This window comes from Polycladidibacter stylochi (assembly GCF_001562055.1).
GTDB lineage: Bacteria > Pseudomonadota > Alphaproteobacteria > Rhizobiales > Stappiaceae > Pseudovibrio > Pseudovibrio stylochi.
Map to the genome: position 1 here is coordinate 181,357 of NZ_LLWE01000042.1, position 26,524 is coordinate 207,880.

25 protein-coding genes are annotated in these 26,524 nt (G+C 47.2%); 12 read left to right on the forward strand and 13 right to left on the reverse strand.

What is annotated here, in order from left to right:
• Positions 1-27: 27 nt before the first annotated feature.
• The 3 genes from AYK67_RS16635 to gyrA form a co-directional block, all read right to left on the reverse strand.
• Positions 28-531 (reverse strand): peptidylprolyl isomerase, encoded by a 504-nt coding sequence (locus AYK67_RS16635; protein ID WP_068089656.1) that lies wholly within the window; start codon positions 529-531, stop codon positions 28-30.
• A 44-nt stretch (positions 532-575) separates the two neighbouring features.
• On the reverse strand, positions 576-1,088 hold the full coding sequence (gene coaD, locus AYK67_RS16640; protein WP_068089545.1) for a pantetheine-phosphate adenylyltransferase: 513 nt from the start codon (positions 1,086-1,088) through the stop codon (positions 576-578).
• Between the two features lie 139 nt (positions 1,089-1,227).
• The gene (gene gyrA, locus AYK67_RS16645) at positions 1,228-3,924 is read right to left on the reverse strand and encodes a DNA gyrase subunit A (RefSeq protein WP_156453208.1); all 2,697 of its coding nucleotides are present in this window, start codon (positions 3,922-3,924) and stop codon (positions 1,228-1,230) included.
• Between the two features lie 338 nt (positions 3,925-4,262).
• Between gyrA and AYK67_RS16650 the strand changes: the two genes are divergently transcribed.
• Complete coding sequence (locus tag AYK67_RS16650; RefSeq protein ID WP_173645128.1) at positions 4,263-4,895, forward strand: MarC family protein; 633 nt, start codon at positions 4,263-4,265, stop codon at positions 4,893-4,895.
• A gap of 68 nt (positions 4,896-4,963) precedes the next feature.
• Entirely contained in the window at positions 4,964-5,869 is a 906-nt protein-coding gene (locus tag AYK67_RS16655; RefSeq protein WP_068089549.1) for a cation diffusion facilitator family transporter, read from the forward strand.
• On the opposite strand, the gene AYK67_RS16660 is transcribed toward AYK67_RS16655, so the two are convergent.
• Both AYK67_RS16660 and AYK67_RS16665 read right to left on the reverse strand, forming a co-directional pair.
• On the reverse strand, positions 5,866-6,288 hold the full coding sequence (locus AYK67_RS16660; RefSeq protein ID WP_068089552.1) for a DUF192 domain-containing protein: 423 nt from the start codon (positions 6,286-6,288) through the stop codon (positions 5,866-5,868). The two genes, AYK67_RS16655 and AYK67_RS16660, sit on opposite strands and share 4 nt — an antisense overlap.
• A 148-nt stretch (positions 6,289-6,436) precedes the next feature.
• Entirely contained in the window at positions 6,437-7,018 is a 582-nt protein-coding gene (locus AYK67_RS16665) for a cold-shock protein (RefSeq protein ID WP_068089555.1), read from the reverse strand.
• An 846-nt stretch (positions 7,019-7,864) separates the two neighbouring features.
• On the opposite strand from AYK67_RS16665, the gene pflB reads away from it, so the two are divergent.
• The 3 genes from pflB to AYK67_RS16680 all read left to right on the forward strand — a co-directional run bounded on the left by pflB (position 7,865) and on the right by AYK67_RS16680 (position 11,660).
• A complete protein-coding gene (gene pflB / locus AYK67_RS16670; RefSeq protein WP_082735897.1) occupies positions 7,865-10,150 on the forward strand; it encodes a formate C-acetyltransferase in 2,286 nt (761 codons plus the stop codon).
• Between the two features lie 239 nt (positions 10,151-10,389).
• On the forward strand, positions 10,390-11,124 hold the full coding sequence (gene pflA, locus AYK67_RS16675) for a pyruvate formate-lyase-activating protein (protein ID WP_068089558.1): 735 nt from the start codon (positions 10,390-10,392) through the stop codon (positions 11,122-11,124).
• 95 nt (positions 11,125-11,219) lie between these two features.
• Entirely contained in the window at positions 11,220-11,660 is a 441-nt protein-coding gene (locus AYK67_RS16680) for a hypothetical protein (protein ID WP_068089561.1), read from the forward strand.
• A 67-nt stretch (positions 11,661-11,727) separates the two neighbouring features.
• Here the strand turns inward: AYK67_RS16680 and AYK67_RS16685 are convergent, their stop codons facing one another.
• Positions 11,728-12,561 carry a beta-keto acid cleavage family enzyme gene (locus AYK67_RS16685; RefSeq protein WP_068089564.1) on the reverse strand — a complete coding sequence of 278 codons (834 nt, stop codon included), beginning with the start codon at positions 12,559-12,561 and terminating at the stop codon, positions 11,728-11,730.
• On the reverse strand, positions 12,554-13,900 hold the full coding sequence (locus AYK67_RS16690) for an aspartate aminotransferase family protein (protein ID WP_068089567.1): 1,347 nt from the start codon (positions 13,898-13,900) through the stop codon (positions 12,554-12,556). Before AYK67_RS16690 ends, AYK67_RS16685 begins: the two co-directional genes overlap by 8 nt.
• A 355-nt stretch (positions 13,901-14,255) precedes the next feature.
• Here AYK67_RS16690 and aroQ point away from each other — a divergent pair, with 355 nt between their 5' ends.
• Positions 14,256-14,705, forward strand: coding sequence for a type II 3-dehydroquinate dehydratase (gene aroQ / locus AYK67_RS16695; protein ID WP_068089570.1), 450 nt, complete (start codon positions 14,256-14,258; stop codon positions 14,703-14,705).
• A 37-nt stretch (positions 14,706-14,742) separates the two neighbouring features.
• Here aroQ and arfB read toward each other — a convergent pair whose 3' ends face one another.
• On the reverse strand, positions 14,743-15,177 hold the full coding sequence (gene arfB, locus AYK67_RS16700; RefSeq protein WP_068089573.1) for an alternative ribosome rescue aminoacyl-tRNA hydrolase ArfB: 435 nt from the start codon (positions 15,175-15,177) through the stop codon (positions 14,743-14,745).
• A 106-nt stretch (positions 15,178-15,283) separates the two neighbouring features.
• Here arfB and mazG point away from each other — a divergent pair, with 106 nt between their 5' ends.
• Positions 15,284-16,156: a nucleoside triphosphate pyrophosphohydrolase gene (mazG, locus tag AYK67_RS16705; RefSeq protein WP_068089577.1), complete on the forward strand. Its 873-nt coding sequence runs from the start codon at positions 15,284-15,286 to the stop codon at positions 16,154-16,156.
• Positions 16,157-16,177: 21 nt separating this feature from the next.
• On the opposite strand, the gene ntrC is transcribed toward mazG, so the two are convergent.
• Genes ntrC through dusB form a run of 3 tightly spaced genes read right to left on the reverse strand, consistent with a single transcriptional unit; the run spans position 16,178 to position 19,790 of the window.
• The gene (gene ntrC, locus AYK67_RS16710; protein WP_068089580.1) at positions 16,178-17,632 is read right to left on the reverse strand and encodes a nitrogen regulation protein NR(I); all 1,455 of its coding nucleotides are present in this window, start codon (positions 17,630-17,632) and stop codon (positions 16,178-16,180) included.
• A 2-nt stretch (positions 17,633-17,634) separates the two neighbouring features.
• Positions 17,635-18,753 (reverse strand): two-component system sensor histidine kinase NtrB, encoded by a 1,119-nt coding sequence (locus tag AYK67_RS16715; protein ID WP_068089582.1) that lies wholly within the window; start codon positions 18,751-18,753, stop codon positions 17,635-17,637.
• Positions 18,754-18,776: 23 nt separating this feature from the next.
• Complete coding sequence (gene dusB, locus AYK67_RS16720) at positions 18,777-19,790, reverse strand: tRNA dihydrouridine synthase DusB (RefSeq protein WP_068089585.1); 1,014 nt, start codon at positions 19,788-19,790, stop codon at positions 18,777-18,779.
• A 274-nt stretch (positions 19,791-20,064) separates the two neighbouring features.
• On the opposite strand from dusB, the gene AYK67_RS16725 reads away from it, so the two are divergent.
• The 5 genes from AYK67_RS16725 (at position 20,065) to AYK67_RS16745 (ending at position 24,682) form a co-directional block, all read left to right on the forward strand.
• A complete protein-coding gene (locus AYK67_RS16725) occupies positions 20,065-21,318 on the forward strand; it encodes a bifunctional 2-C-methyl-D-erythritol 4-phosphate cytidylyltransferase/2-C-methyl-D-erythritol 2,4-cyclodiphosphate synthase (RefSeq protein ID WP_082735898.1) in 1,254 nt (417 codons plus the stop codon).
• A 12-nt stretch (positions 21,319-21,330) separates the two neighbouring features.
• Entirely contained in the window at positions 21,331-21,846 is a 516-nt protein-coding gene (locus AYK67_RS16730; RefSeq protein ID WP_068089588.1) for a CinA family protein, read from the forward strand.
• Positions 21,847-22,008: 162 nt separating this feature from the next.
• Positions 22,009-22,944, forward strand: a complete 936-nt coding sequence (locus tag AYK67_RS16735) for a hypothetical protein (protein ID WP_068089591.1) — start codon at positions 22,009-22,011, stop codon at positions 22,942-22,944.
• 109 nt (positions 22,945-23,053) lie between these two features.
• Positions 23,054-23,986, forward strand: a complete 933-nt coding sequence (locus tag AYK67_RS16740; RefSeq protein ID WP_068089594.1) for a hypothetical protein — start codon at positions 23,054-23,056, stop codon at positions 23,984-23,986.
• 207 nt (positions 23,987-24,193) lie between these two features.
• Positions 24,194-24,682, forward strand: coding sequence for a hypothetical protein (locus AYK67_RS16745; RefSeq protein ID WP_068089597.1), 489 nt, complete (start codon positions 24,194-24,196; stop codon positions 24,680-24,682).
• Positions 24,683-24,699: 17 nt separating this feature from the next.
• On the opposite strand, the gene AYK67_RS16750 is transcribed toward AYK67_RS16745, so the two are convergent.
• Entirely contained in the window at positions 24,700-25,158 is a 459-nt protein-coding gene (locus AYK67_RS16750) for a type II toxin-antitoxin system RatA family toxin (RefSeq protein ID WP_068089599.1), read from the reverse strand.
• Positions 25,159-25,381: 223 nt separating this feature from the next.
• Complete coding sequence (gene lipA, locus AYK67_RS16755; RefSeq protein WP_068089669.1) at positions 25,382-26,389, reverse strand: lipoyl synthase; 1,008 nt, start codon at positions 26,387-26,389, stop codon at positions 25,382-25,384.
• Positions 26,390-26,524 lie beyond the last annotated feature (135 nt).

Sequence of the window (26,524 nt, forward strand, 5' to 3'; positions counted from 1 at the left end):
AAATAGTTACCGCACAAGCAATAACCTTTACTGCGCATCAACCGCAACCTGCATACGCACAATTTTATCAGGGTTTTGTACAGGTTCGCCGCGCTTAATGGCATCAACAAACTCCATACCCTTCGTTACCCGGCCAAAAACAGTGTATTGGCCATTAAGCCATGGACCGTCTGCAAACATAATAAAGAACTGAGAGTTTGCACTGTTCGGGTTAGACGAGCGCGCCATGCCTAATGTCCCACGTGTAAATGGAACATCGGAGAATTCCGCCTTCAAGTCGGGCAGCTCAGAACCGCCGCGGCCTGTGCCAGTGGGATCACCAGTTTGCGCCATAAAACCATCAATCACACGGTGAAAGACAATTCCATCATAAAAACCTTGGCGTGCCAGTGTCTTAATACGCTTCACATGCTCGGGAGCCACATCGGGCAACAACTCGATTTCCACACGGCCATCTTTCAAATCAAGATAGAGAGTGTTTTCTAAATCCGTTGCCTTAGCCTGTATAGAAATACTAAGTAAGGACAACATCCCAATTATTGCAGCAAGTATTTTATTCACTCTCATACCTCTTTTCATTCTACAGCACCGGAAAGAAAGCGCTGCTTCAATTCCTGAGCAACACATAATGGTACAAACGCCGAGTAGTCACCCCCCATTTTTGCGATTTGGCGCACCAATGTCGCAGTTATAGGGCGCATCGGTGGTGAGCTTGGCAAAAACACGGTCTTAACCTCAGGTGCCATCGCACCATTCATACCCGCCATTTGCATTTCGTAATTAAGATCTGTGCTATCGCGCAGGCCGCGCACAAGTATTTGCGACCCCTCTTCACGTGCTGCATCAATCACCAGCCCGCTAAAAGAAATCGTTCGGACCCGACGGGCTTCAGCTTGGGAAAACCGTTCCTCGCAAACGCGGCGGATCATTTCAGTTCTTTCCTCAAAGCTAAACACCGGCGCTTTGCCAGGGTGAATACCAATTGCAACAACCAACTCGTCACAGAGAGCTAAAGATTGCTCAATAATATCTAAATGTCCGAATGTAAGTGGATCAAATGATCCAGGATATAAAGCAATACGTTTCATTTGCCCCTCGAATTCGAAGCGTGTTCACTCAATCAAAAGAAAGCCACTTACAATAAAATGTAATTGGTCCAGCCGCAACGCATTCGAATAGTTTTAATTCCAAAGAAAAAAGGGAGCAAAGGCCCCCTTTTTTTATGATCTAATGGATTTCGTCGGAAGACGGTGGACTGCTCACATCTAAATCGAGACGCGGCTGATCTTCCCCGCTTGAACCAGGTTCATCCCCCTGCTCTTCTTCAACCTCATTAATGCGTTCCACTGAAACCACTTGTTCATCGACAGCCGTCTTGAATACGATCACACCTTGCGTTGAGCGACCTGCAACACGTATTCCCTCAACCGGACAACGAATAAGCTGACCGCCATTGGTCACCAGCATAATCTCATCACGAGGTTCCACTTGGAACGAGGCAATCAGTGGCCCATTACGCTCATTCACCGCCATTGCCGTAATGCCCTTACCACCACGACCGGTAGTGCGATATTCAAATGAAGAGCTACGCTTGCCATAACCGTTTTCTGAAACTGTCAATATGACTTCTTCAGAGGCTTTCATTTGCTCAAAACGCTCTTCACTCAAAGCCGATGTGTCATCACCACTGGAATCGCCCTCGTCATCCCCGTGTGCTGCACGGGAAAGCTTCATAATGGCTGTCCGCTCTTCTGAAGTACAATCAAAGTGGTTCAATACGGCCATGGAGATCACTTTATCCCCTTCAGCCAAATTAATACCGCGCACACCAACAGAATTTCGTGAGTTAAACACCCGCACATCATTCACGGCAAAGCGGATACATTGTCCCGCCGCACTCGTCAGCAACACATCATTGTCTTCCGTACAGGTCAACACATTGACAATGCCATCACCCTCATCAAGTTTCATGGCAATCTTGCCGTTCTTGTTGATCTGGGCAAAATCAGAAAGCTTGTTGCGCCGCACAGTACCGCGCGTTGTTGCGAACATGACATCCAGCTCGCTCCAGCTCTCTTCATTTTCCGGTAAGGGCAGAATGCTTGTAATCCGCTCCCCCGCTTCCAAAGGAAGCATATTCACCAGCGCATTACCTCGGGCCTGCGGTGTTGCCAGCGGCAAACGCCACACTTTCATTTTATAGGCAATCCCGCGTGAGGAGAAGAACAGGACCGGCGTGTGGGTATTGGCCACAAACAAGCGGCTGACGAAGTCCTCGTTTTTGGTCGCCATGCCAGAGCGCCCTTTACCCCCGCGCCGCTGAGCACGGTAGGTATCCAAAGGCACACGCTTGATGTAACCGCCATGAGAAACGGTCACCACCATTTCTTCACGGGCAATCAGGTCTTCATCATCTAAGTCACCACCACCATCGGTGATTTCTGTCCGCCTTGGGGTAGCAAATTCGCTTTTCACTTCCTCAAGTTCAGTGCGAACAATTTCCAGCACGCGCTCACGCGAATGTAGAATATCCAGATAGTCCTTAATCTCGACAGCCAGTTTATCCAACTCGTCGGAAATCTCTTCCTGGCCAATCGCTGTCAAACGTTGCAAGCGAAGTTCCAAAATAGCACGCGCCTGTTCCTCGGACAGCTTAAAAGTACCATCTTCGGCAATGGCATAGCGTGGATCATCAATCAGCTTAATGAGCGGCTCAATATCGCGGGCCGGCCAATTACGTTCCATAAGCTGACGCCGCGCTGTGGCTGGATCTGGTGCCGTACGGATGAGGTGAATAACATCATCAATATTGGCGGTTGCTACAGCAAGACCCACAAGAATGTGGGCACGATCGCGTGATTTTGCCAGCAAAAAGCGCGTACGGCGCCCAACAACCTCTTCACGGAAAGCAATAAACGCCTTCAACATGGCAGGCAAAGTCATCTGCTCAGGACGGCCGCCATTTAGGGCAACCATATTCGCGCCAAACGACTGCTGCAACTGCGAGTAACGGTAGAGCTGGTTCAGCACAACATCCGCCACCGCATCGCGTTTGAGCTCAATAACAACGCGCATACCGCGTCGGTCAGACTCATCACGAATATCGGCAATACCTTCAATACGCTTATCACGTACCAATTCGGCGATCTTTTCGATCATTGAGGCCTTGTTAACCTGGTAAGGTATCTCGCTCACAATCAGCGCTTCACGATTGGCGCGTATTTCTTCAACGCTGACCTTACCACGCATAATGACCGAACCGCGGCCGTTCTCATAGGCATTCTTGATACCTGCTCGGCCGAGAATGATACCACCGGTCGGGAAATCAGGTCCCGGAACAATTTCCATCAACTCTGGGAGTGTCATGTGAGGCCGTTCGATCAAGGCGATCGCCGCGTCAATCACTTCCCCAAGATTATGTGGGGGAATATTAGTGGCCATACCAACAGCAATACCACCAGCGCCATTCACCAGCAAATTGGGATAGCGGGCCGGTAGCACGACAGGTTCTTTTTCCGAACCATCGTAGTTCTCTTGGAAATCAACCGTATCCTTGTCGATATCCGAAAGTTGCGTGTGCGAGACTTTCTCTAAGCGACACTCGGTATAACGCATAGCAGCCGCCGGATCGCCATCTACAGAGCCAAAGTTGCCCTGCCCATCGACCAGCGGTAAGCGCATGGAGAAGTCTTGCGCCATACGTACCAGCGCATCATAAATTGCCGCATCACCATGAGGGTGATATTTACCCATCACATCACCGACCACACGGGCCGATTTGCGGTAGGGTTTGTTCCACTCGTAGCCATTCTCGTACATGGAATAGAGAATACGGCGGTGGACCGGTTTCAAGCCATCTCGTACATCAGGGAGCGCGCGCGACACAATCACGCTCATGGCGTAATCAAGGTAACTGCGCTTCATCTCTTCAGTGATCGAAATAGGTTTAATATCACTGGGAAGACCACCTTGAGGTGGTGTTTGATCCTGTTCAGCCAAGGACTATTCTCATCAATTGGTTATAATCGACATTATCTATATACGATTCAATTCACAGAACCAAACGTAACCACTCTCATTTACCTCTATGCACACAGCCAAAAGCGCATAAACCGTTATTTAATCAAAGAAAGTAATCACTAGGCGGCAAATTATCTACCGGCAGACGACATCCAACATTGCCCCTTGCAGCAGGTGAGATGATTTGCTAGCGATTTGACAGAGTAAATGCATTTCCAAAAACAGGGGCTTTGCAACCAATAATGATACTAACAGAATTTGTAAGCAATGCAGCCGCCATGCTTTTCGTAACCATCGATCCCATTGGGCTCGCCCCCGTTTTCCTGGCGCTGACTGCCGGTGCCAGCTCTACGCAGCGCCGCACCATTGCCATTAAAGCTCTGGCGATTTCGGCGACAACCCTCCTCGCATTCTTGTTTGCCGGCCATAGCCTCCTGAAAGTTATGGGAATTTCTCAACCTGCATTCCAAGTCGCCGGTGGATTGTTACTTTTCATTATCGCTGTTGAAATGGTGTTTGAGCATCGACAAAAACGTAAGGCTGAGTCAGCAGAAAAAGCTTCCGACGAGGCAGCCGACCTTTCAACCGTAGCCGTTTTTCCCTTAGCTATCCCTCTCATTGCCGGCCCTGCCACAATCAGTGCCGTTATACTGCTGGCAGGTGAGGCTCCGGGTATGACGGGATCAATGGCCTTACTTGCTGTTTTGGCCGCTGTTTTGGGCGGTGTGTTTCTGGTATTTTTGCTTTCCGATAAAATCTCTAGCTATCTCAATCCAACCATCCAAATGATCATCACCCGCTTGTTTGGGGTTCTATTAGCCGCGCTTTCTGTTCAGTTTGTTGCCGATGGCATCATGAGTTTGTTTAATATCTGAATTATAAAACTTAAAACTACTGCACTTAATCACTATCTAAGGCCCAATCATTAATAAGGGATATTTCAATGGCGGCCCATGGCTCTAAAAAAGTTATTTTTGCTGCACTAGCTGGTAACACACTCATTGCAATTACAAAATTCGCAGCAGCTGCTTACACAGGCTCTGCGGCTATGCTCTCGGAAGGAATTCACTCCCTAGTTGATACAGGCAATCAAGGCTTGTTGTTACATGGAATGAAAAAAGCAGCCAAACCGGCAGATGAAAAGCACCCTTTTGGTTACGGATCAGAGCTATACTTTTGGGCATTTGTTGTAGCCATACTCATTTTTGCCGTAGGTGCTGGCGTTTCACTTTATGAGGGTTTCCAAAAGGTTATACACCCCCACCCTATTGAGAGTGTTGGAATTGCTCTTGGCGTTTTGGCTCTTGCTATGATTTTTGAAGGCTGGGCGTGGCTGGTAGCTTACAAAGAATTCGCTAAGAGCAAGGGGAAGAAATCTTTAGTCGCCGCCATTCACGACTCAAAAGACCCGACAGTTTTCACAGTACTGTTTGAAGATACTGCCGCCATGCTTGGCCTAATTGTAGCCTTCTTTGGCATTTTGGGGGCAAAATTCCTGGGAGTGCCGTGGCTAGATGGTGCTGCATCTATGGTTATTGGCCTTATCCTCGCAGGCACAGCATTTACTCTTGCACTGGAAACCAAGGGCCTACTGATCGGCGAAGCCGCTAGCACCGAAACAGTTACCGACATAACAAAGATCTTGCGCGCTCCGAGTGAAATTGAAAACCTCAATGAATTACGTACCCTGCATTTAGGCCCAAATGACGTTCTGGTTGTCGCCTCGCTGGACTTCATAGACCAAATACAGGCACATGAAGTGGAGCAAATCGTAAGCACACTCGAAAATGAGATTAAATCGAAACATCCTATGGTCAGTAAAGTATTTATCGAAGCTCAAGCCACTTAATCAATAAGCGCTTTCCAGTCCACTTGCGATCCAACAATAATGCTGTGCTCTTTCGAAAGCCCAGCATTTATTTCCAGAACATACTTTATAGCACCGCGTGAAGAGATTACCTTTTTAGAGTATGGCACAGTGTTTTGTGCAATATGGTGCACTTTTTTATCTGCTCTAATAAAGATAATATCCAATGGAATGGCCGTGTTTTTCATCCAGAATAGCTGTTCATCAGCTTTATCAAAAACAAAGAGCATCCCATTGTTTTCAGGTAGTTTTTTGCGAAACATCAACCCACGAGCTAGCTGCTTTGGCGTTTGGGCAACTTCGCAATTAAAAGAAATAGAGTTTCCCTCGGCTGTCGTGACATGCAATTGCACGCGATCAAAGGCATGTGCTTGTAAGCTGCACACAAAGAAAAGGAGCACACTTAAGGTACTCCTTATAAAGCTCCTACACGTTAATAGCGCACAGCAAATACAGCGCATATCCACGTCCCCTCTAACAAGACCAACCAGACATGCACTTTAAGCGCTATCACATACACCTTCAACACTTCCTGTCTATTCATTCGGGCTAATGAGATTGCGGAATGTGCGTACCCTCCCCAATCGGCCGCACTTCCGCTGCCATACGCCCCTTTGGACCATGCCCAAAACGAACCATTACCTTCTGTCCCGGTCTTAATTCCGTAATCCCGAAACGGCGCAATGTTTCCATATGAATAAAAATATCCTCAGTTCCCTCACCAAGGCTTAAAAAGCCAAAACCTTTCACACGGTTAAACCATTTCACCTCGGCTTCTAGAAATTGTGTTTCAGCCACCACTTGCACATGTGTGCGCGAAGGTGGAAGCTGTGAGGGATGAACAGCTGTCGATTGATCCATAGAAAGTATGCGCAATGCTTGCAAACCACGTGGACGGTTTAACACCTCACAAACGACCCGGGCCCCTTCGTAGGCCGTTTGAAATCCGTCTCTTCGCAAACAAGTAACATGTAACAATACATCCGGCAGGTCATTTTCTGGCTCTATAAAACCGAAACCTTTCCCAACATCAAACCACTTAATGCGCCCAATAACTTGCATAACATCAAGTGAAGTATCGTCATTCAAACTCTCTACAGAGGCCAGCTCAGGCGCTGATTTTGTCACCATGATTGTTGCCCCAACTAATGTGCCGCATTCAAAATTTCACAAGTTACCGCAGAGTATAAAGCTGAATTCGCTTTAAAGCGCCAAATATCTTGTGATCGATTCACCTCACTAACCTTAGCAGTACGACAAATCACGCCTAGGAAAAAACACTAATATTCTGTAAACCATCCCCTATTGTTTTTGATTTCTGGCAAAGAAGTCACAATTCTATGTTAGTTTATTCATTGAATATTAGATCAACGTCATATCTGCTAAATACCGATGCCTTCACGATAATTGATTTCCCCCCTTTTGGGTGAATCTTTCGAAGTGTGCTCAGCCGTCAAAAACGGAAATTTGGAATCACTTTAAATCGGAAATTGATGTAACTTCCAAAATAAATCACCTCCAACTACTTGTTCAATTAATATTTCAGCACTCGCATAACTGACATTCCGCTGTTGCATATCTTCATTTTCATTGCTCTTTAGCTAAAGAGCAAGAAAAACCGTGCTTTTTGGCCTTGTAATTATCCACGCCATCAGCTAATATATTGCGACATAATATCACGATTTTATACTTTAATATCAATAAATTATACTTTTTTTATTATTCGCTTATATTCGTAATATTCCACCAGCACCTTGAAGAAAAACTACAGCATAACAATGTATTCAAATGTATATATTCGAGTTTCGCTTTACGCATAGCAGATGATCACTTGTGAATTGATCTAAATCAATCAAAACTGCGGTGTGAGGCGTAATGTTTGCTCATCAAGCGAAGGAAGCGATTAGGCACAAACCTACAAGACTTTGGGATTAACTTGTAGTTCAGGCCTGATTGCCAAATATGAAGGAAAGAACCATGGGCGTTCATCAAGACATCGACAAGGCCGGCGGCCTTCCGTTCCTAGACGACGACATGCCAAAATGCTACAAAGGTTTTGTCAAAGGCGACTGGAATAAGGAAATCGATGTTCGCAACTTCATCCAGCTGAACTACACACCTTACGAAGGTGACGCGAGTTTCCTAGCCGGTCCAACCGAAGCTACCAATAAGCTTTGGGAAGACTGTCTTGAGCTGATGAAAGAAGAAAACAAAAAAGGCGTTCTGGATGCAGACACAGCCGTTGTTTCTTCTATCACTTCCCATGCTCCAGGCTACATTAACAAAGATCTAGAAAAAGTTGTTGGCCTGCAAACTGATGCACCTTTGAAACGTGCTCTTATGCCTTATGGTGGCCTGAAAATGGCTGTTAATGCCCTTGAAAGCAATGGCTATAAGATTTCAGAGGAAACAGCTGAGATTTTCAAAAAACATCGTAAGACCCATAACGATGGCGTCTTCGATATGTATACCCCTGAAATTCGCCGCGCACGTTCTGCCGGTATCGTAACAGGCCTGCCAGATGCTTATGGCCGTGGCCGCATCATCGGTGACTATCGCCGTGTTGCTCTTTACGGTATCGACAAGCTAATGGAAGACAAAAAAGCTCAGCATGCTTCTTTAGACGGCAACGTACTGAGCGAAGATACTCTGCGCCTGCGTGAAGAAATTTCTGAACAATATCGTTCTTTGAACGAATTGAAGGAAATGGGCACACAACACGGCTTTGATCTCTCCCGTCCGGCTGAAAACGCACAAGAGGCTGTTCAGTGGCTATACCTTGGCTACCTGGCTGCTATTAAGGAACAAAACGGCGCTGCCATGTCTTTGGGCCGTACCTCAACATTCCTTGATATCTACATCCAGCGTGACATTGACAACGGTACACTGACTGAATCTGAAGCTCAGGAGCTGATGGACCACTTCGTCATGAAGTTGCGCCTCGTTCGCTTCATGCGTACACCGGATTACAATGCTCTCTTCTCTGGCGATCCTGTATGGGTAACAGAATCCATCGCTGGTATGGGTGTTGATGGCCGCACATTGGTCACCAAAAACTCTTTCCGTGTACTTCACACTCTTGTGAACCTCGGCCCTGCACCAGAGCCAAACCTCACAGTATTGTGGTCTGAAAAAATGCCGAAGGGCTTTAAGGACTTCTGTTCTAAAGTTTCCATCGACACTTCTTCTATCCAGTATGAAAACGATGACTTGATGCGTTCTTACTGGGGTGACGATTACGGTATTGCTTGCTGCGTATCTGCAATGCGTATCGGTAAGCAAATGCAGTTCTTCGGCGCTCGTGCCAACTTGGCTAAAGCACTGCTTTACGCCATCAACGGTGGTATCGACGAAAAATCCGGCAAGCAGGTTGGCCCTAAAACACTGCCATTTACAGGTGATGTTTTGGATTGGAATGCACTTGAGCCTCTTTACGACCAAATGCTCGACTGGATTGCCAAGGTCTATGTACAAGCTCTGAACTGTATCCATTACAGCCACGACAAGTACAACTACGAGCGCATTGAAATGGCGCTGCATGATCGTGACATCCTGCGCACCATGGCTTGTGGTATTGCTGGTCTGTCTGTTGTTGCCGACAGTATCTCTGCAATCAAAAACGCTGAAGTTAAAGTAATCCGCAACGAAGACGGTCTTGCTGTTGACTATGAAATCAACGGCGATTTCCCTTGCTTCGGTAACAATGACGACAGCGTGGATGTAATTGCAGAAAACCTCGTGAAGAAATTCATGGGTAAAGTTCGCAACCAGCCAATGTACCGTGATGCAATGCCAACCCAGTCAATTCTGACCATCACCTCTAACGTGGTTTATGGTAAGAAGACAGGCTCTACTCCGGACGGACGTAAAGCTGGCGAGCCATTTGCTCCTGGTGCTAACCCAATGCATGGCCGCGACCAAAAAGGCGCTGTGGCTTCCATGAAGTCCTTGTGCAAACTGCCATATGAAGACAGCCAGGACGGTATCTCTTACACCTTCTCCATCATCCCAAGTGCTCTTGGTAAAGATGAAGCAGAACGCGTAGAGAACCTCTCCAACCTGCTCGATGGCTACATGCACGACATGGGCCACCACATCAACGTCAACGTCTTCAACCGTGAAACTCTTGAAGATGCGATGGAACACCCAGAACTGTACCCACAGTTGACAGTTCGTGTTTCCGGTTACGCAGTGAACTTCATCAAGCTCACCCGCGAACAACAGCTAGATGTGATTAACCGTACTTTCCACGGTCAACGCTAAGAGCCGATAAATAAACCATCAAGGGCGCGGTTGATCCGCGCCCTTTTTGCATCTAAGTTGCCCAATGCGAACAAAATAATACCAGAACTCATGTGGTGCGACACCAGCGCACATCAGCCAAAAACGAATGGCTGCCCTGCAGTAAAAATACTGTCAAAACAATAATAAACGCCTTATATTATAACTATTCCATTATGAGCGCGCAGCGCTAATGGCAGGCACAAAAAAGGGAAAAAATCATGGAAGATGTCATGGGCTATGTCCATTCCGTAGAAACTGGCGGTACTGTTGATGGTCCGGGTTTGCGCTACATCATCTTCCTGTCAGGCTGCCCTTTACGTTGCCAGTATTGTCACAATCCCGATACCATGAAAATGAAACGCGGAAAGATGACCTCCGCCTACGAACTGTTGAAGGATATAGCCACATACCGCAGCTACTTTGAGCAAGGCGGTGGCGGCATCACGGTAAGTGGCGGCGAGCCTTTAGCTCAGATCGAATTTTTACGTGTGTTGTTGTGGGGTGCAAAACAAATGGGCATTCACACAACCATTGACACCTCTGGCTACCTTGGCAAGAAAGCCGATGACGAGCTGATTGATTTAATTGACCTCTTTTTACTGGATGTTAAATCCTGGGTGCCCGAAACTTACAAGAACGTCACAGGCGTTGAAATTGCACCCACATTAGAATTTGCCAAACGCCTACAAAAAATGGGTAAGGAAGTCTGGGGCCGCTTTGTTCTCGTACCCGGCCTGACCGATGCCCCAGAAAATGTCGAGGGTGTGGCAAAATTCGTTGGTTCACTCGACAATGTCAGCCGTATGGATGTTCTCCCCTTCCACAAAATGGGTGAACACAAGTGGCAGCAGATGGGTATGTCTTACCAGCTCAATAATACCGAACCACCAACACCTGAGTCTTTGGCCCATGTGCAACAGGTCTTCAAAGACCAAGGTTTAAACGTTCACTAATATATGGAAAAACGCATACAAATTTTAAAGAGCGTTTGACTTATCAACTCCCTCTACGCATTAGGGTAAATACTAATAACTAGAGGGCATTTTAAATGAAAAACTTAATTACATTTTTAATAACCATTGCAGCTATCTGGTGCATTGGCGTTTTCATTTCTTACGTGGGCTACGCAGGCAAGATGAAGATAGAGCCCTTCATTGCTAGAACTCCAATATATGCTGCATTCCCTGCCGCAATTTATGCTGCAATTGTTTTCTATTCAAAAAACAAAAGAATGATGAAACTAAAAGAATTCCTAGTTTTTTCTATAGTATCAATTCCATTTATTGTTGTTTTACAGCCCATAGCAGATAACATCATTGTCAAGTTCGGCTTAACGACATTAATGCCCAGATTAGGCAATCGAATAGATATTTTCTACTTCAGACCCGGTTCTTTTGAAGATTCTATCTTCACAGCTTTAGTTGCCGTTATACTCGTATTTCCAATGATCATGTATACTCGGCATGCAACGAATTCACGCAACCAATAAGCTCGTCTAAACAAATCGTATCTACCCTGATGATAGCTCTTCAGTCAGGGTAGATAACATAAGGTTCTTAGCCACCAAGTACGCAGAGCACTTGCTCCTGGCAATCTGGCCCACCAAAACCAAGCGTTTTGCGTTGCATACTAACCTCAGCCACACGCTCCGCATTATCAAGAGCCAATAGACCTTGCCCATTCCAAAGGCTGTTTTCAAAGCCAACACGGGCATGACCACCCAATGCCATCGCCGTTGTCAAAGCCGCTGTTTCGCTTTGCCCAAATGCGCAACACATAAAGGGGACATGAGTGTTTTCCAGCTTTTCACGTGCCGATAAAAATCCGAGTAAATCACGCGGATCACTCAACTGGTTCTTGGCATAGCGCCCTAAAACATACAAATGACTACCGAAGCTTTGAGGAAGTTTGCCACTATCTTGCAGAGCAACCAGCCGCTCTAAATCGGCAGCGTCATAGAGTATATGTTGAACCGCTATGCCTGCCTCTTGGGCAAAACAATAAAAATCATGCCCAACGGTACAGTTTTCACCTTCAGGCATCATCTCTCGTAGAGCAACCGAAACTGCTTTTGGCATCACCTCCCGTACCACTTGTGCCTGTTGCTGTGCACTGTAAATCCCGATAGCTTCTGTGGTTATTTGCACAAGCATTTCAGGAAGTTGCTGCTCCATTTCAGCTAGCAACTCTTTATAGAGACCGCTATCAAGCACATGCGCCCCACTGTTATCACGCACATGAGCATGTAACGCATTGGCACCCTTTGCCCAAACCTGTTTGGCACAAGCAACTGTCTCGTCAATTTGAACTGGCAATGCACTGTGGTCAGCCTTGCCACGGCGCGCCCCGTTTGGGGCGCACATAATAACCCGCTGTTGGGTGTTATGCATGGCTCGGTACTCCGGCAATTTTCAAAGCAGCTTCAATGGACAATGATAAACGGTCCACAATCAGCTCAACATCATCCGCTTCAATAATAAACGGTGGCGCTAACAATACATGGTCACCCTGCTTGCCATCTATTGTGCCCCCCATAGGATAACACATCAAACCATGCGCCATACCTTGCTTCTTTACCAGAGCGTTGAGCTTGAGTTTCGGGTCAAACGGCTGTTTGCTTGCCCGATCAGAAACCAATTCGATACCACGGAAAAGCCCGCGCCCACGCAAATCACCCACATATGGGTGCTCGCCAAAGCGTTCTTCGAGTGCTTTGGCCAGTAGCTCACCCATTGTTTGCACATGTGCCATCATGCCAGGAGCTGAAATTTGCGAAAACACTGCCGAAGCCGCTGCAGCTGCTGTTGGATGCCCAATATAAGTGTGACCGTGCTGGAAGAAGCCAGAGCCCTGTGCGATGCAATCATAGATTTTTTGTGTAGCAATCATAGCACCGATTGGCTGATAGCCGGCGCCAAGCCCTTTAGCAATACAAAGTATATCTGGGCTCACACCATCTGCTTCACAGGCGTAAATATGGCCGGTCCGTCCCATACCGCACATTACCTCATCCAGAATAAGCAGCACACCATATTGGTCGCATATTTCTCGAATACGCTTAAAGTAACCCGCCGCTGCTGGTACAGCGCCCATAGTCGCACCCACTACAGGCTCAGCAATAAATGCTGCCACATTTTCAGCACCAAGACGCAGAATTTCATCTTCTAACGTTTGTGCTGCCCGCAAACCATATTCCAAATCACTTTCATCAGTATTCTGGTGCCGGTATGCATAACATGGTTCAATATGCGACATCTCGATCAATAGAGGTTCGAACGGTTCGCGTCGCCACATGTTGCCGCCAGCAGAAAGAGCCCCCAGGGTATTGCCGTGGTAACTTTGCAAACGGGCAATAACTTTCGTGCGCGATCCTTCTCCCCGCTCTAAATGATACTGACGTGCAAGCTTTAAAGCCGCTTCAGTTGCTTCCGAACCACCTGAAACCAAATATACGCGGTCAAGTCCTGCCGGTGCTTTCTCAATTAACTGATTACACAACGTTTCCGCAGGAGCACTATTGAAAAAGCCTGTATGAGCAAAAGCTATTTGGTCTACCTGAGACTTAATGGCCTCAATAACTTGGGTATTTGAATGACCAAGGCATGATACAGCAGCGCCGCCACATGCATCAAAATAGCGTTTGCCTTCTTGGTCTATAATGTAACAACCATCACCTTTAACAGCTGTTGGAAGCGCACTGGCGCAATGACGGGGAAATAAATGGCTCATGGTGCCAACCTTATATTTCTCGATGGGTCGTGACGTCTTGTTTAACAAACATGAACTAAATCTGTTTACGACCATCATCACAAGAGAAAAATTGAAACAAATACCTGTATACCAAAGGAAAAATGCAACAATATTAAACTGCAACTCAAGAGTTAATACTTAAGTTGTATATTTTACTTATAGCCAAATTATCTAGACATATTCATAGGTAAAATTTAATCTAAAAATGTTCCCGCTAAGAATGCTAGTTTATAAACACTAGCAAACACTGAAACCCGAAAAAGCATTAATAGTTTTGCGGGTTGTAAAAAATTTCGATAAGAAATCGTCATTGGGCAGAAGAGAGGCAGCTGCTATGAATGCGAAAAAAATTCTCGTTATCAATGGACCTAATTTAAACCTCTTGGGATTAAGACAGCCAGAAGTGTACGGTTCAACCACCTTGGCAGAATTAGAAGAACATTGTCGTGTCCACGGAGCAACAATGGGCTTTGAGGTTGATTGCCGTCAATCTAACCATGAAGGCACGATAATAGATTGGCTGCACGAAACCCGCGGTACCAGTCACGGCATAATACTCAACGCCGGAGCATATTCACATACCTCCGTTGCCATTATGGATGCCATTGCTAGCGTTGAACGTCCAGTTATTGAGGTACATTTATCCAACATTCATGCCCGTGAGGAATTTCGCCATACCTCCTTCGTATCCAAGGTGGCAAAAGGTATGATTTGTGGGTTGGGGACCACCGGTTATATGCTAGCTATTGACGCCCTTGTGGATATGCTTGAGCATGAGAAATAACAGCCCCGCCGCCGAAGTACCAATGAACAGCTAAGGCTTAATCGTAGCTGCGTGAGGCACGCAGCTTTTTTGTTTGGCTATGCTTCTTTTTTGAATCCAACCGCCGCTTTTGCGATGCTTTGGTCGGTTTGGTGGGCCGCCGCTTTTTAGGCACATACAAAGCTTTGGTGATTAGCTCCAGTAAGCGCTCCATGGCATCTTCCCGGTTACGCTCTTGGGTGCGAAACCTATCAGCTGTGAGAACAATTTCGCCGCCATTGGTCAAGCGCTGCCCCGCGAGTTGCCCCAATCGGGTTTTAACCCCCTCATTCAATGTCGTATTTTCTCGCAGGTTAAAGCGCAGTTGCACAGCTGTCGAAACCTTGTTGACGTTTTGACCGCCAGGACCGGAAGCGCGAATAAAATCAAAACGTAAATCCTCTAGCCGGATCACCACGCCATCTTTTACCGCTATTGTTTTCTCAAACTGCATTAAAACCTCTAAAAATCTTTGGGCCGGGAGTTTTGCCCCTTACCCCCGCTTTCACACCCTGTTAGGTTGCCGTCAATAACCCTGCTCAATAATTTAGGTCGCCATAATGTCCAAAACTACTCCAGAAAACCTCGAAGCGTCCAGCCAAATTCAACGTTTGCTAGAGGTTATGGAAATCTTACGCACCCCTGAAATTGGTTGCCCATGGGATATCGAGCAGGATTTTGCCTCCATCTCTCCCTACACGATAGAAGAAGCCTACGAGGTGGCACAGGCTATTGCCAACGACGATATGCTAGAGCTGAAAGAAGAGCTTGGCGATCTCTTGCTACAAGTGGTTTATCACGCACAAATAGCGAAAGAACAACAGGCCTTCGACTTTGAAGATGTCGTATATGCCATCTGCAAAAAGATGATTGGCCGCCACCCTCATGTTTTCGGCACTCAAGAACAGCGTAAGGCCGGCATGCAAAAAGGCATGTGGCAAGCCATTAAAGCCAAGGAAAAGCAAGCAAAACTGCAGGAATTAGAACGACGAGGTATCACCCCGCGCAAACAGGGACTTTTGGATGAAGTTCCTAGCACCTTTCCTGCACTATTAGAGGCCGAAAAGCTACAGCGTCATGCCTCAACAGTCGGCTTTGACTGGGGCGAGGCCGCACCGGTCCTTGCCAAAATCCGTGAAGAGATCACAGAGCTAGAGGAAGAAGTTGTCGCCAACTCACCAGACCGTGATTGTATTGAAGCAGAACTCGGCGATGTACTTTTCGCCGTAGCAAACTTGGCGCGTCACCTCGACATTCTGCCAGAAGCCGCACTCAAACGCACCAACGAAAAATTCCGCAAACGCTTTGCCCATATTGAAGCCGGGGCCAAACAGCAAAAGCGTCCATTGAACGATCTAAGCCTTGAGGAAATGGAAGAGCTATGGCAAGCCGCCAAAGCCTTCGATCTCCGCAAAACTGCCCACCGTCGATAATCGGATAGCTAGATGTTATGGTTACCTTGCACTCCTGAAAACCGGAACATCCAGGTCTCTTATTTTTTTACGCAAAGTATTTCTATTCAGCCCAAGTAGTTCTGCGGCTTTGATCTGATTGCCACGTGTTGCCGCTAAAACTGCCGTGATTAACGGCAGTTCCACCTCACGCAAAACACGGTGATATAGCCCTGGAGGCGGCAAATCTTCGCCAAACTCGGAAAAATACTTGGTAAAGTACCTCTCCATTGAAGTATTGATCGCAACCGGTTCCAAACTACCTTCGTCACTCCCCCCTTCGGCATTGCTATGGCTCGGCTGATTGAGTTCCAAATCAATTAGACTGGCCGTAATAACATCTTGCGGATAAAGCGCTGCCAAGCGGCGCACCATATTTTCCAGCTCACGTACATTGCCCGGCCAGCGATAACGGCGCAGCTTATCCAAGGCCGCCGGTTCGATTTGCTTGGCTGGCAGGCCCTCCTTTTCAGCCAAAGAGAAGAAGTGACGGATCAGGTCAGGAATATCTTCGGTGCGCTCGCGTAAAGGTGGCAAGCGAATGGGCACCACATTCAAGCGGAAATACAAATCTTCGCGGAACAAACCCTGTGCAATAGCCTGACGCAAATCTTTATGTGTGGCCGCAACAATGCGTACATCTGTTTTAATGGGGGTGCGCCCGCCCACAGTGGTATATTCACCTTGTTGCAATACACGCAATAGGCGCGTTTGCGCTTCCATCGGCATATCGCCAATTTCATCCAGAAACAGCGTGCCGCCATCGGCTTGTTCAAAGCGACCAGAGGCACGGTTTTGCGCTCCGGTAAACGCCCCTTTTTCATGGCCAAATAACTCGGATTCAATCAAATCGCGCGGAATAGCTGCCATATTAACCGCCACAAACGGGCCGTTACGGCGTTTGCCATAATCATGTAGCGCCCGTGCTACCAGCTCTTTCCCCGTTCCACTTTCCCCGTTGATCATCACGGTCAGGTCCGTTTGCATCAAGCGGGCCAGAACGCGATAAATCTCCTGCATGGCTGGTGAGCGTCCGACCAGCGGGATATTCTCACTGCCCTCGGCGTCATCGGAGTTGAAGCTATGCACTTTAGGTTCTGATAGTGCACGCCCCGCTATGCCAATCAGCTCTTTTAAGTCGAAGGGTTTGGGGAGATACTCGTAGGCGCCCAACTCGGATGCCTTAATGGCTGTCATGAATGTGTTTTGCGCACTCATGACCACCACGGGTAACTCAGGGCGAATATTGCGAATGCGTGGCAGGACATCAAAGGCATTTTCATCAGGCATAACCACATCGGTAATGACCAAATCACCTTCGCCAGAGCTCACCCAGCGCCAAAGTGTGGTGGCATTGGATGTCAAGCGAACGGTGTAGCCTGCCCGAGATAGAGCCTGGTTAAGCACGGTGCGAATGGCGGCATCATCATCTGCAACTAAAATAGTTCCGCGTGGCATAATCAATCCCCATCAATATCTTCAATTATTTGGCTATCTTGTGGTGCACAGGCAGGCATCAACACTCGAAAAACTGTCGAGTTTGTACTGCTATCGCATTCAATAACACCGCCATGATCGCCAACAATTTTGGCAACCAGAGCCAGCCCTAAACCCGAACCATTGGTTTTGGTGGTAATGAATGGTTCAAATAAATGCGGCAGTAAATCATCGGGCACACCCTGTCCGTTATCGCTGACACAAAACTCCAGCGGCAAGCTCACCCGCTCTTGAGCCCCTGGAACAGAAAGGCGAATACCGGGACGAAATGCGGTTGAAATGGTCACTTGTCCGTCAACAACCCCATCAAGCGCTTCGCAGGCATTTTTAACCAGATTCAAAAACACCTGCACCAATTGGTCGCGATTGGCAAAAACCGGCGGCAAAGACGGATCATATTTTTCATTAAAGTGAACATTGCGGCCAAAACCCGTTTGTGCCAATCGCTTGACATGATCTAAAACCCCATGGATGTTAACCGGCTCGCGCTGTATGGGGCGCTCGTCAGAGAACACTTCCATGCGGTCTACCAGCTTCACAATCCGATCGGTTTCATCCATTATCAGGCGCGTTAATGCACGATCTTCCGGCTCGGCTGATTGCTCTAAAAGCTGCGCTGCGCCGCGTATGCCGGAGAGCGGGTTTTTAATTTCGTGTGCAAGCATGGCTGCCAGCCCAATGACCGTACGCGCCGCACCGCGCGAGGTTAGTTGTTTATCCAATTTTTCGGCGATGGAACGCTCTTGAAACAGTAATACAACCGCACCGCGCCGCTCGCTCATGGGGGAAGCGTGAACATCTATGAGCTTTTCGTTGCCGATACGGGGCGAGCTGATATCCACCTTATATTCATTCACAGCACCGCCACGGCTGCGCACCTGCTCTATTAAACTGAGCAACGGGCTGCCAAAAGGAACAAACCATGAGATATCGTGGCGTTGCATGACCGGGAGCGAGGCTTGAAAAAACACCTCAGCCGCACTGTTTGCCGCTATAATCCGGTCATCCTCACCCACAACCATTACCGGGTGGGGAAGCGAGTCTAGTACATGTTGACCATCACCATTTAAAAGCTTGAGCATTACGCCCCCTAAAATGCAAAGAGTTATGCAGCAGCCTGAGCTTTTGCGTAGTCTTCAAACCAGTCCATTATTAATGAAATAACCGTTTGCGGCTGCTCGCACGTTTGCACTTGCCGCAAGAATGCCCGACCAGTTTCACTCATCTGACCATTGCTCCCCAAGGTGCCACTGGCCTCCAGATACCAGCCCAAATGCTTTCGAGCCGCCCGCAAACCAACTTCATGGCCATAATGGCTCAGCATCATTTGATAGTGTTCGCAAATGAGCCGGGCTAACGCAGCGCCTGTTGGTGCCTTGAGTTTTTCACCCGTCATCAAGTAATGCGCAATATGCCCCGGCAACCATGGTCGCCCATATGCACCGCGCCCTACCATCACCAAGTCAGCGCCAGAGGCCACCAGCATGGCGTCGGCATCTTCAAAGCTGCAGCAATCTCCGTTTGCCACCAATGGCACACTGGTTACATCACGCACGCGCTTAATCGCTTGCCAGTCTGCTTTTCCCTTGTAAAACTGATTGCGTGTGCGGCCATGCACTGTCAGCATTTGCACTCCTGCGGCCTCGGCCCGCATGGCAAGTTCTGGCGCATTCATGGAGGTCTCATCCCAGCCAAGACGCATTTTCAAACTTACCGGCACTTTTACTGCACCAATTACCGCCTCAACCAAGCGCATCGCATGGTCTAAATCTTTCATTAAGGCGGAGCCAGAATAGCCACTGGTCACCTTTTTTGCAGGGCAGCCCATATTGATATCAATCATGTGTGCGCCCGCAGCTTCGGCAATGCGGGCCCCTTCCGCCATCCAGCGCACATCTTTGCCTGCGAGCTGAATAACATGCGGATTAATGCCCTCACCTTCCGCACGCATCAAGCTTTCCGGATGGGCAGTGACGAGCGCATCACTTGCCACCATCTCGCTGACCACCATGCCCACACCATAGCGCAGTGCCAAGCGGCGGAACGGCAAATCGGTCACACCGGACATGGGGGCCAGAACCACCTTGTTTTTCAACTGGATATTAGCAATTTGCACCATGGTATCTTATCGGAACCTTATGAGGTGCCCTTTTCATAGGCACTAAACATCAATGCTTATATAATAAGCAATAGTAAAATAATGGCAAGTGGGAAATGGTTTAAAAAAGCTTGCGGCACCTTGAGCTTATGAAGAAAATAGCCCACAACAAAAATGAATAGCAGTACAACCGCCTTGATAAACATAGTCTAACTTGCAGCAGTTTGAGCTTAGCTGTGCCGATATGCTTGTTTACAACGCGACATGAGCCGTTTTTAACCTGAACAGGGCCCGCATGACAGCATTAAACCAACAAAACCTAGAAAAGCATTACAACAAACTTGCCGTCTTAGTTGTTGCCGCAGGACGTGGTTCGCGAATGCAAACAGCCCATGAAAATGGCCCCAAGCAGTATTTCGACCTTGGGGGCATGCCTGTTTTACAACAAACAATCTCCAAGCTTTTGGCCTTTGATAAAACAGATTATCTGCAAGTTGTTATTCATGCTGATGACCGACAAGCGTATGATTCTATTGCCAATAAAATCAATGACCCGCGCCTACTCCCCCCTGTAACGGGTGGCACCGAACGGCAAAACTCCGTTTATAACGGCCTACTGGCTATAGCGCCGTTTAACCCTGATTTTGTATTTATTCATGATGGTGTCAGGCCGTTTATCGACCCGCAAACACTGAGTAATACTCATGCCGCCTTGTTGGCAGGTGCGCAAGCTGCCCTACCCGCCATTGCAGTGAGTGATAGTCTCAAGCGGCGAGCGCATAAGAGCGATGTTCTTGAGACGGTTGACCGCACAAACCTTTATCAAGCGCAGACACCGCAGGGTTTTTGCTTTCAAACCATATGGCAAGCGCATCAACAAGCTGCCCTCAAAGAAATCAATAGTTTTACCGATGATACCGCTCTTATTGAATGGCTGGGGCATAAGGTGGAACTGGTCACCGGCAACAGCGCCAATGTTAAACTCACAAGCCCCGATGATTTGGCTCTAGCAAGACAGAAAGTAACTATGGAGCAATTTGCAGCACTGGCAGATATTCGTGTTGGTACCGGCTACGATGTCCACGCTTTTGAAGCAGGTGACCACGCCATGCTATGCGGCATTAAAGTGCCACACAACAAAAAGCTCAAAGGGCACTCAGATGCCGATGTCGCCATGCATGCCCTGACAGATGCAATTTTCGCAGCTTTAGCTGACGGCGATATTGGCTCTCACTTCCCCCCTTCCGATCCGCAATGGAAAGGGGCTGCCTCCGACCAATTCCTTGCCTACGCCATTGATAAAGTAAAACAAAGACAAGGTATTGTGGCACACTTGGACGTCACCATCATTTGCGAAGCGCCAAAAGTCGGCCCGCACCGGGAAGCCATGCGCACAAGCCTTGCAAAAATATGCAATGTCCCAATCTCCCGCGTTGCCGTGAAGGCCACAACCTCGGAAAAACTGGGCTTTACCGGCCGGGAAGAAGGTATTGCCGCCATGGCCAGCGCCACCATTCGCTTGCCGCTTGATCTTGATGAAACCTGCTAAAGCGAGGCTCCCATGCTCTTTGATCGTCAGTTAACCAAGCTCGCGGAAGAAGTTATTATCGCTTACAAAGAAAAGGGCTGGCGGTTGGCCACAGCCGAAAGCTGTACGGGAGGTTTACTTGCCGGTCTCTTGACCGATATTTCCGGTTCATCCGCTGTTGTCGAACGCGGCTTTGTCACTTATTCCAACGAGGCTAAAGTAGAAATGATATCTGTACCCATGCCGCTCATTATCGAGCATGGTGCAGTAAGTGCCCAAGTAGCCAAAGCCATGGCAACAGGTGCGCTCAACGCGGCTCATGTCGATGTTGCCGTGTCAATTACCGGCATCGCTGGCCCCTCTGGTGGCTCTGAAGAAAAACCCGTTGGAACCGTGCATCTGGCTTGCGCCAGTAAACATGGCACCCTCACCCATGCCCCTTGCCTGTTTGAGAACAAGGGCCGCGATCATATTCGCATGTGCGCGCTGCAAAAAGCCCTTGAATTGCTAAAGGAAGCGACTGTTACCCCCAAACCCTACCTCGAATAAGTATTTCAGTCATATTGCCCCAGATTTAATTAAACTTAATATAACAACCTTTCTTTTTGGATGTAGAATAATTCCTTTGAAGAAAGTTTAAAACGATAGTCACTACCAAGATTTCAAGTTATAAAGAAGTTGATATGCATTTACTTTAGTAAGGCTTTATTCATGTACCTTAAAAAAGACCCAGCTCTACTTTGTTTCAATACAGTGAGTGCTATAAGCTACAAAGAAATGTTGTTGCTGGCGCAATCGATTTTCGCTGAATTCGGGCGTGAAATATCCTCAATGGATATTATCGATTTCTATGATACGCCTAGCGTTCACGGCATCAATAATATTTGTGAATTTATTCATAGTCAAAAAACCGCTGCACCGCGTTTTGATTGCGAAAAAACGTTTTCGTTTACAACCAACCTTATCGAAGGTTTGGAGAGAGATATTGGAGCCGACAGTGAATTGTCTGTAGATTTTACGTTTAATTCCATAACTGAACAGCATATTTCAATAGAAATACGCTCACATTTATTTGCAAAATCCGCTGAGCGCACTTTGCAACAGTTTTCTGCTTGCGGTGCACATATTTTCAAAACTGTTCCAAAAGCAGCGGGCTTCACAATTTTGGGTGTTCCATGGCAATTCTTAGGTAAATACAGTGCAGCTTTGATGATTTTTGAAGCGGATTTTCCTAATATCTCGCAGGATGTCTATGATAAGTTTGAAAAAGAACTTTTCTGGTATTTCCGTCTAGGTCGGCCTGTTGCACTTATGACAGAGTATGGGCTGTTTCGTAATGTCTATCCATATAATTTTGTATGCGCAGCGCAGCTGGCTTCTTTGAAGATGCTATTCGAATATGACTCCTATCCGAGGCTAAGCCCAGGTGAAGAGGACAAGATAAACAAACACATATGCTCAAAGGGTGATACGCATCGACCGAAACTTCCCGGCCAGCTTATCGACCTGGGTTCACAGGCGGCGCTTTGGTGCGTACCAGAGCATGAAAGAGAAATGGCTTTTAACGTTCTTTTAGCTGCAGATTTAACGCTTTATCGTTTCTATATTGATCACAAGGATCTGTTTCCAAAAGAGCACGATTCGTAGTGATAGAAGAGATGTCACCGAGCCCAAACCATGGCAGTCACATTGAAAAACACATATTGCCTAATCTGAGTGAAAATAAAGACTTGAAAATAGAGGTAAAGAGATTGCCATGGGGTTAGTTAATGAGCCAATCCAAATTAACTTTAGTACACACAAAGCTGTTTCTTACAAGGACATGTATGAGATAGCGCGATCGATTTTTGATGATTTTGAACGCGAGGTAACATCGATGAAATTTAAAGGCTTCGTCGATACACCTGATATCAACTTTATAGATGACATTTATAAATTCATTAATACTAAGAAAAATGAAGCGCCTGCTTTTGATTGTGAAAAAGGGATTTTGTTTGAAGGCCATTCTATTGAATGGCTGGAAAATGATGGTGTAGCCGAATATAGACTAGCTATGGCGTTTATAATTGACCCTACGAAAGAAGCCAGTACGAGCATTTTTGTCAGCTCAGAAGTATTTGAAAAATCGCCTGAAGGCAGGATGAAACAATTAGCTGCTTGTGGTCGGCATATTTTAAATGCTGTTCCTCATAGCTCCGGTTTCGTAATTCCAGATGTCCCAACGCGATTTATTTCACGATACCCTGAGGCAGAAATGCTTGGCCAAGATGAGTTCCCCAATATAACGCAGGATGCCTATGATAGGTTTTCGAAAGAGCTTCTCTGGTTTGATCGTTTAGCCCGCCCTACAATTCGTATGATAGAACAAGGGCTGTTTCGTAATGTCTATCCATATAATTTTGTATGCGAGGCGCAGCTGTCTACCTTGAAGATGCTATTCGAATATGACAACTATCCGAAGCTAAGCCCAAACGAGGAAGACAGGTTAAACCGACGCATAAAGTCACTGCGCAGAGAGCATCGACCGAAACTTCCCGGCCAGCTTATTGACCTGGGTTGGCATGCGGCGCTTTGGTATGTGCCAGAACATGAAAGAGAAATGGCTTTTAACGTTCTTTCAGCTGCAAACTCAACGCTTTATCGTTTCTATATTGATCACAATGATCTGTTTCCAAAACAGTATTCTTAAAATTCAGCATTGAAACATTCCTTAGCCGCTTAAACTCAGGCCTCGAATGTGTAAGTGACGCTGGGGATAACAGGAGTATTGTTTTATAAAGCACAGGTATTTTAGTGAATTTATTTAGTTCATTAATAAATGCAGCCTACAGATTATTAGGCTGTAGAATCGGCATCTGTGCAATAATTCTCTAAGGTTTATGGGGAGGATAAGTCTATGTGGAATTATCTTGGACTCTGGCTTTCACTCCTTATCATGACCATTCCTTCTTTGTGTTTTGCGCAGGTTAAACAAGGTGATCGTTACATTATCGCAAGAGAAACTAGCGGTAAATTCTTCGAGGGCCACCGCGTTCTTACCCATTATCGAAGTGGTTACAAGTTTGTTCAGTTTTGTGGCCAGCCGTATTTTGTCAGGCCACAAACTGTCGTTTGGTCAAAGCAGGCAAATGTAAAAGGTTTTCGTGTTAACCTTGAGATCAACAGTCAAGACGGGTGGGTCGTGCTATGTAAGTCACCCGAGGAGCAGGTAACACTTAAACAAGTGGGCATTCACCAGTCACTTGCTGATGCTGCCAAAGGCCCCAGCCCCAAGCAAGGCATTGTAAACCGCTTTGAAACCATCCGTAATACATTCAATGATCGCAGCCCGCTACATGGACTTGGCGGTTTACTGGGAGATGAAAAAACAACAAAAAAACCATGATAAAACAATCTGATGCATTAAATAGAGGGGCCGTAAACCTCGTTGGCCCGCATTTCGAATGCCTGAGAGAACTTCTTGAATGCCTTATCAAACATCGCGCCCATCATCGCCCCTAGGGTGCGCGATTTGAATTCGTAATCGATGTAAAAATTAACGTGGCAAGCCTTGTCGTCTTCCACCACGAACTCCCAAATATTTTTCAGGTGCTTAAACGGCCCATCCAGATATTCAACGTTAATCTTAAGGCTTGCTTTATCCATTTCCACCCGACTGGTGAAAGTTTCTTTAAACACCTTATAAGCCACAGTCATATCGGCGATGAGTACTTCTTTCCCCTCGCCCAAATCGCGCCGCCCCCGCACCTCGAGCGCCTGACAAAGCGGCACAAAGCGTGGATAGTGTTCCACGTCAGCAACCAGCGCAAACATGTTTTCCGCTTTATGGGCAACAAGGCGAGAATTACGAAACGAAGGCATTAATCGGCTATTCCTGACTTTCAGTAAAGCTTACGTGAAACGCTCCAAGCCTTTTAGACTGGCATATATTTTCACAACAGTTAAGGCCCATGCTCTAGGGGAGAGACGGGCCTTTGCCAAGAAAAAAATCATAGCAAGGTGTAAATAGCTGCCTAAAAGCGGACAAACCATGTCAGGATGCTTTGCTTATGGGCAGAAATTCTACTCAAAAGTTGTGAATGGCTTAAGCCACCTGCCCCAACTTTGCCGCCCGCGCTTTTTTCAGATCATTAAAATCATCACCCGCATGATGAGAGGAACGAGTCAGCGGATTGGCAGATACCTTCAAAAACCCTTTGGTGTAAGCAATGCGCTCATACGCCTTGAACTCTTCCGGTGTCGGGAAGTTCATCACCGGATGGTGCTTTTTAGTGGGCTGCAAGTATTGGCCAACGGTTAGGAAGTCCACATCTGCGGTGCGCAAATCATCCATTAATTGCAATACTTCGTTACGCTCTTCACCAAGCCCAACCATAATGCCGGATTTGGTGAACATTTCGGGGTCGATTTCCTTCACCTGTTGCAACAAGCGGATAGAGTGGAAATAACGCGCACCCGGACGCACCTTCAAATAGTTGGAAGGTACAGTCTCGAGGTTATGGTTAAACACATCTGGCTTGGCCTTCACCACAATTTCCAGTGCGCCTTCTTTGCGCAAGAAGTCCGGTGTCAGCACTTCAATTGTTGTTGTGGGGGATTTTTCACGAATGGCTTTAATCACATTGGCAAAGTGGGTGGCGCCGCCATCCTCCAAGTCATCACGGTCTACCGATGTGATAACCACATGCTCCAGCCCCATAGAGGCGACAGCCTCGGCAATACCTTTGGGTTCGTTCTGATCCACAGGGCCTGGCATTCCGGTGCGCACATTACAAAATGCGCAGGCACGGGTACAGGTATCCCCAAGTATCATAAAGCTGGCGTGTTTTTTCGACCAGCATTCGCCAATATTCGGACAACCCGCTTCTTCGCACACAGTCACCAAGTTGTTTTTACGCACCACCTCATGGGTTTCTTTATAAACCGGCGATGTTGGCGCTTTAACGCGAATCCACTTGGGCTTTCGGGCCACTTGCTGGTCCGGTCGGTGCGCCTTTTCAGGGTGACGCGGACGTTCGGCTTGCGCAGCAACAGCCTCAGGAGCTGCATCGGTATCACTTGGACGATTAAGCGTGTTTACGATTGTAACCATTTGGTCCACTCGGTGTTTCGCTATTCGCAGTCGACACTATTATTCTTATCAGGTGTGCCATTTTTTGCGATAGCAATTGGAAAACTAACAGTGCTCTAGGGCAAAAGCCTCGCAATCGCAAGGGCTTTGCGCCAA

What these genes read in the sequence shown, in the direction of transcription:
- AYK67_RS16635 (WP_068089656.1), bottom strand. Translation starts at nt 531, where the DNA reads ATGTTGTCCTTACTTAGTATTTCTATACAGGCTAAGGCAACGGATTTA.
- coaD (WP_068089545.1), bottom strand. Translation starts at nt 1,088, where the DNA reads ATGAAACGTATTGCTTTATATCCTGGATCATTTGATCCACTTACATTC.
- gyrA (WP_156453208.1), bottom strand. Translation starts at nt 3,924, where the DNA reads ATGAAGCGCAGTTACCTTGATTACGCCATGAGCGTGATTGTGTCGCGC.
- AYK67_RS16650 (WP_173645128.1), top strand. Translation starts at nt 4,263, where the DNA reads ATGATACTAACAGAATTTGTAAGCAATGCAGCCGCCATGCTTTTCGTA.
- AYK67_RS16655 (WP_068089549.1), top strand. Translation starts at nt 4,964, where the DNA reads ATGGCGGCCCATGGCTCTAAAAAAGTTATTTTTGCTGCACTAGCTGGT.
- AYK67_RS16665 (WP_068089555.1), bottom strand. Translation starts at nt 7,018, where the DNA reads ATGGTGACAAAATCAGCGCCTGAGCTGGCCTCTGTAGAGAGTTTGAAT.
- pflB (WP_082735897.1), top strand. Translation starts at nt 7,865, where the DNA reads ATGGGCGTTCATCAAGACATCGACAAGGCCGGCGGCCTTCCGTTCCTA.
- pflA (WP_068089558.1), top strand. Translation starts at nt 10,390, where the DNA reads ATGGAAGATGTCATGGGCTATGTCCATTCCGTAGAAACTGGCGGTACT.
- AYK67_RS16680 (WP_068089561.1), top strand. Translation starts at nt 11,220, where the DNA reads ATGAAAAACTTAATTACATTTTTAATAACCATTGCAGCTATCTGGTGC.
- AYK67_RS16685 (WP_068089564.1), bottom strand. Translation starts at nt 12,561, where the DNA reads ATGCATAACACCCAACAGCGGGTTATTATGTGCGCCCCAAACGGGGCG.
- AYK67_RS16690 (WP_068089567.1), bottom strand. Translation starts at nt 13,900, where the DNA reads ATGAGCCATTTATTTCCCCGTCATTGCGCCAGTGCGCTTCCAACAGCT.
- aroQ (WP_068089570.1), top strand. Translation starts at nt 14,256, where the DNA reads ATGAATGCGAAAAAAATTCTCGTTATCAATGGACCTAATTTAAACCTC.
- arfB (WP_068089573.1), bottom strand. Translation starts at nt 15,177, where the DNA reads ATGCAGTTTGAGAAAACAATAGCGGTAAAAGATGGCGTGGTGATCCGG.
- mazG (WP_068089577.1), top strand. Translation starts at nt 15,284, where the DNA reads ATGTCCAAAACTACTCCAGAAAACCTCGAAGCGTCCAGCCAAATTCAA.
- ntrC (WP_068089580.1), bottom strand. Translation starts at nt 17,632, where the DNA reads ATGCCACGCGGAACTATTTTAGTTGCAGATGATGATGCCGCCATTCGC.
- AYK67_RS16715 (WP_068089582.1), bottom strand. Translation starts at nt 18,753, where the DNA reads ATGCTCAAGCTTTTAAATGGTGATGGTCAACATGTACTAGACTCGCTT.
- dusB (WP_068089585.1), bottom strand. Translation starts at nt 19,790, where the DNA reads ATGGTGCAAATTGCTAATATCCAGTTGAAAAACAAGGTGGTTCTGGCC.
- AYK67_RS16725 (WP_082735898.1), top strand. Translation starts at nt 20,065, where the DNA reads ATGACAGCATTAAACCAACAAAACCTAGAAAAGCATTACAACAAACTT.
- AYK67_RS16730 (WP_068089588.1), top strand. Translation starts at nt 21,331, where the DNA reads ATGCTCTTTGATCGTCAGTTAACCAAGCTCGCGGAAGAAGTTATTATC.
- AYK67_RS16735 (WP_068089591.1), top strand. Translation starts at nt 22,009, where the DNA reads ATGTACCTTAAAAAAGACCCAGCTCTACTTTGTTTCAATACAGTGAGT.
- AYK67_RS16740 (WP_068089594.1), top strand. Translation starts at nt 23,054, where the DNA reads ATGGGGTTAGTTAATGAGCCAATCCAAATTAACTTTAGTACACACAAA.
- AYK67_RS16745 (WP_068089597.1), top strand. Translation starts at nt 24,194, where the DNA reads ATGTGGAATTATCTTGGACTCTGGCTTTCACTCCTTATCATGACCATT.
- AYK67_RS16750 (WP_068089599.1), bottom strand. Translation starts at nt 25,158, where the DNA reads ATGCCTTCGTTTCGTAATTCTCGCCTTGTTGCCCATAAAGCGGAAAAC.
- lipA (WP_068089669.1), bottom strand. Translation starts at nt 26,389, where the DNA reads ATGGTTACAATCGTAAACACGCTTAATCGTCCAAGTGATACCGATGCA.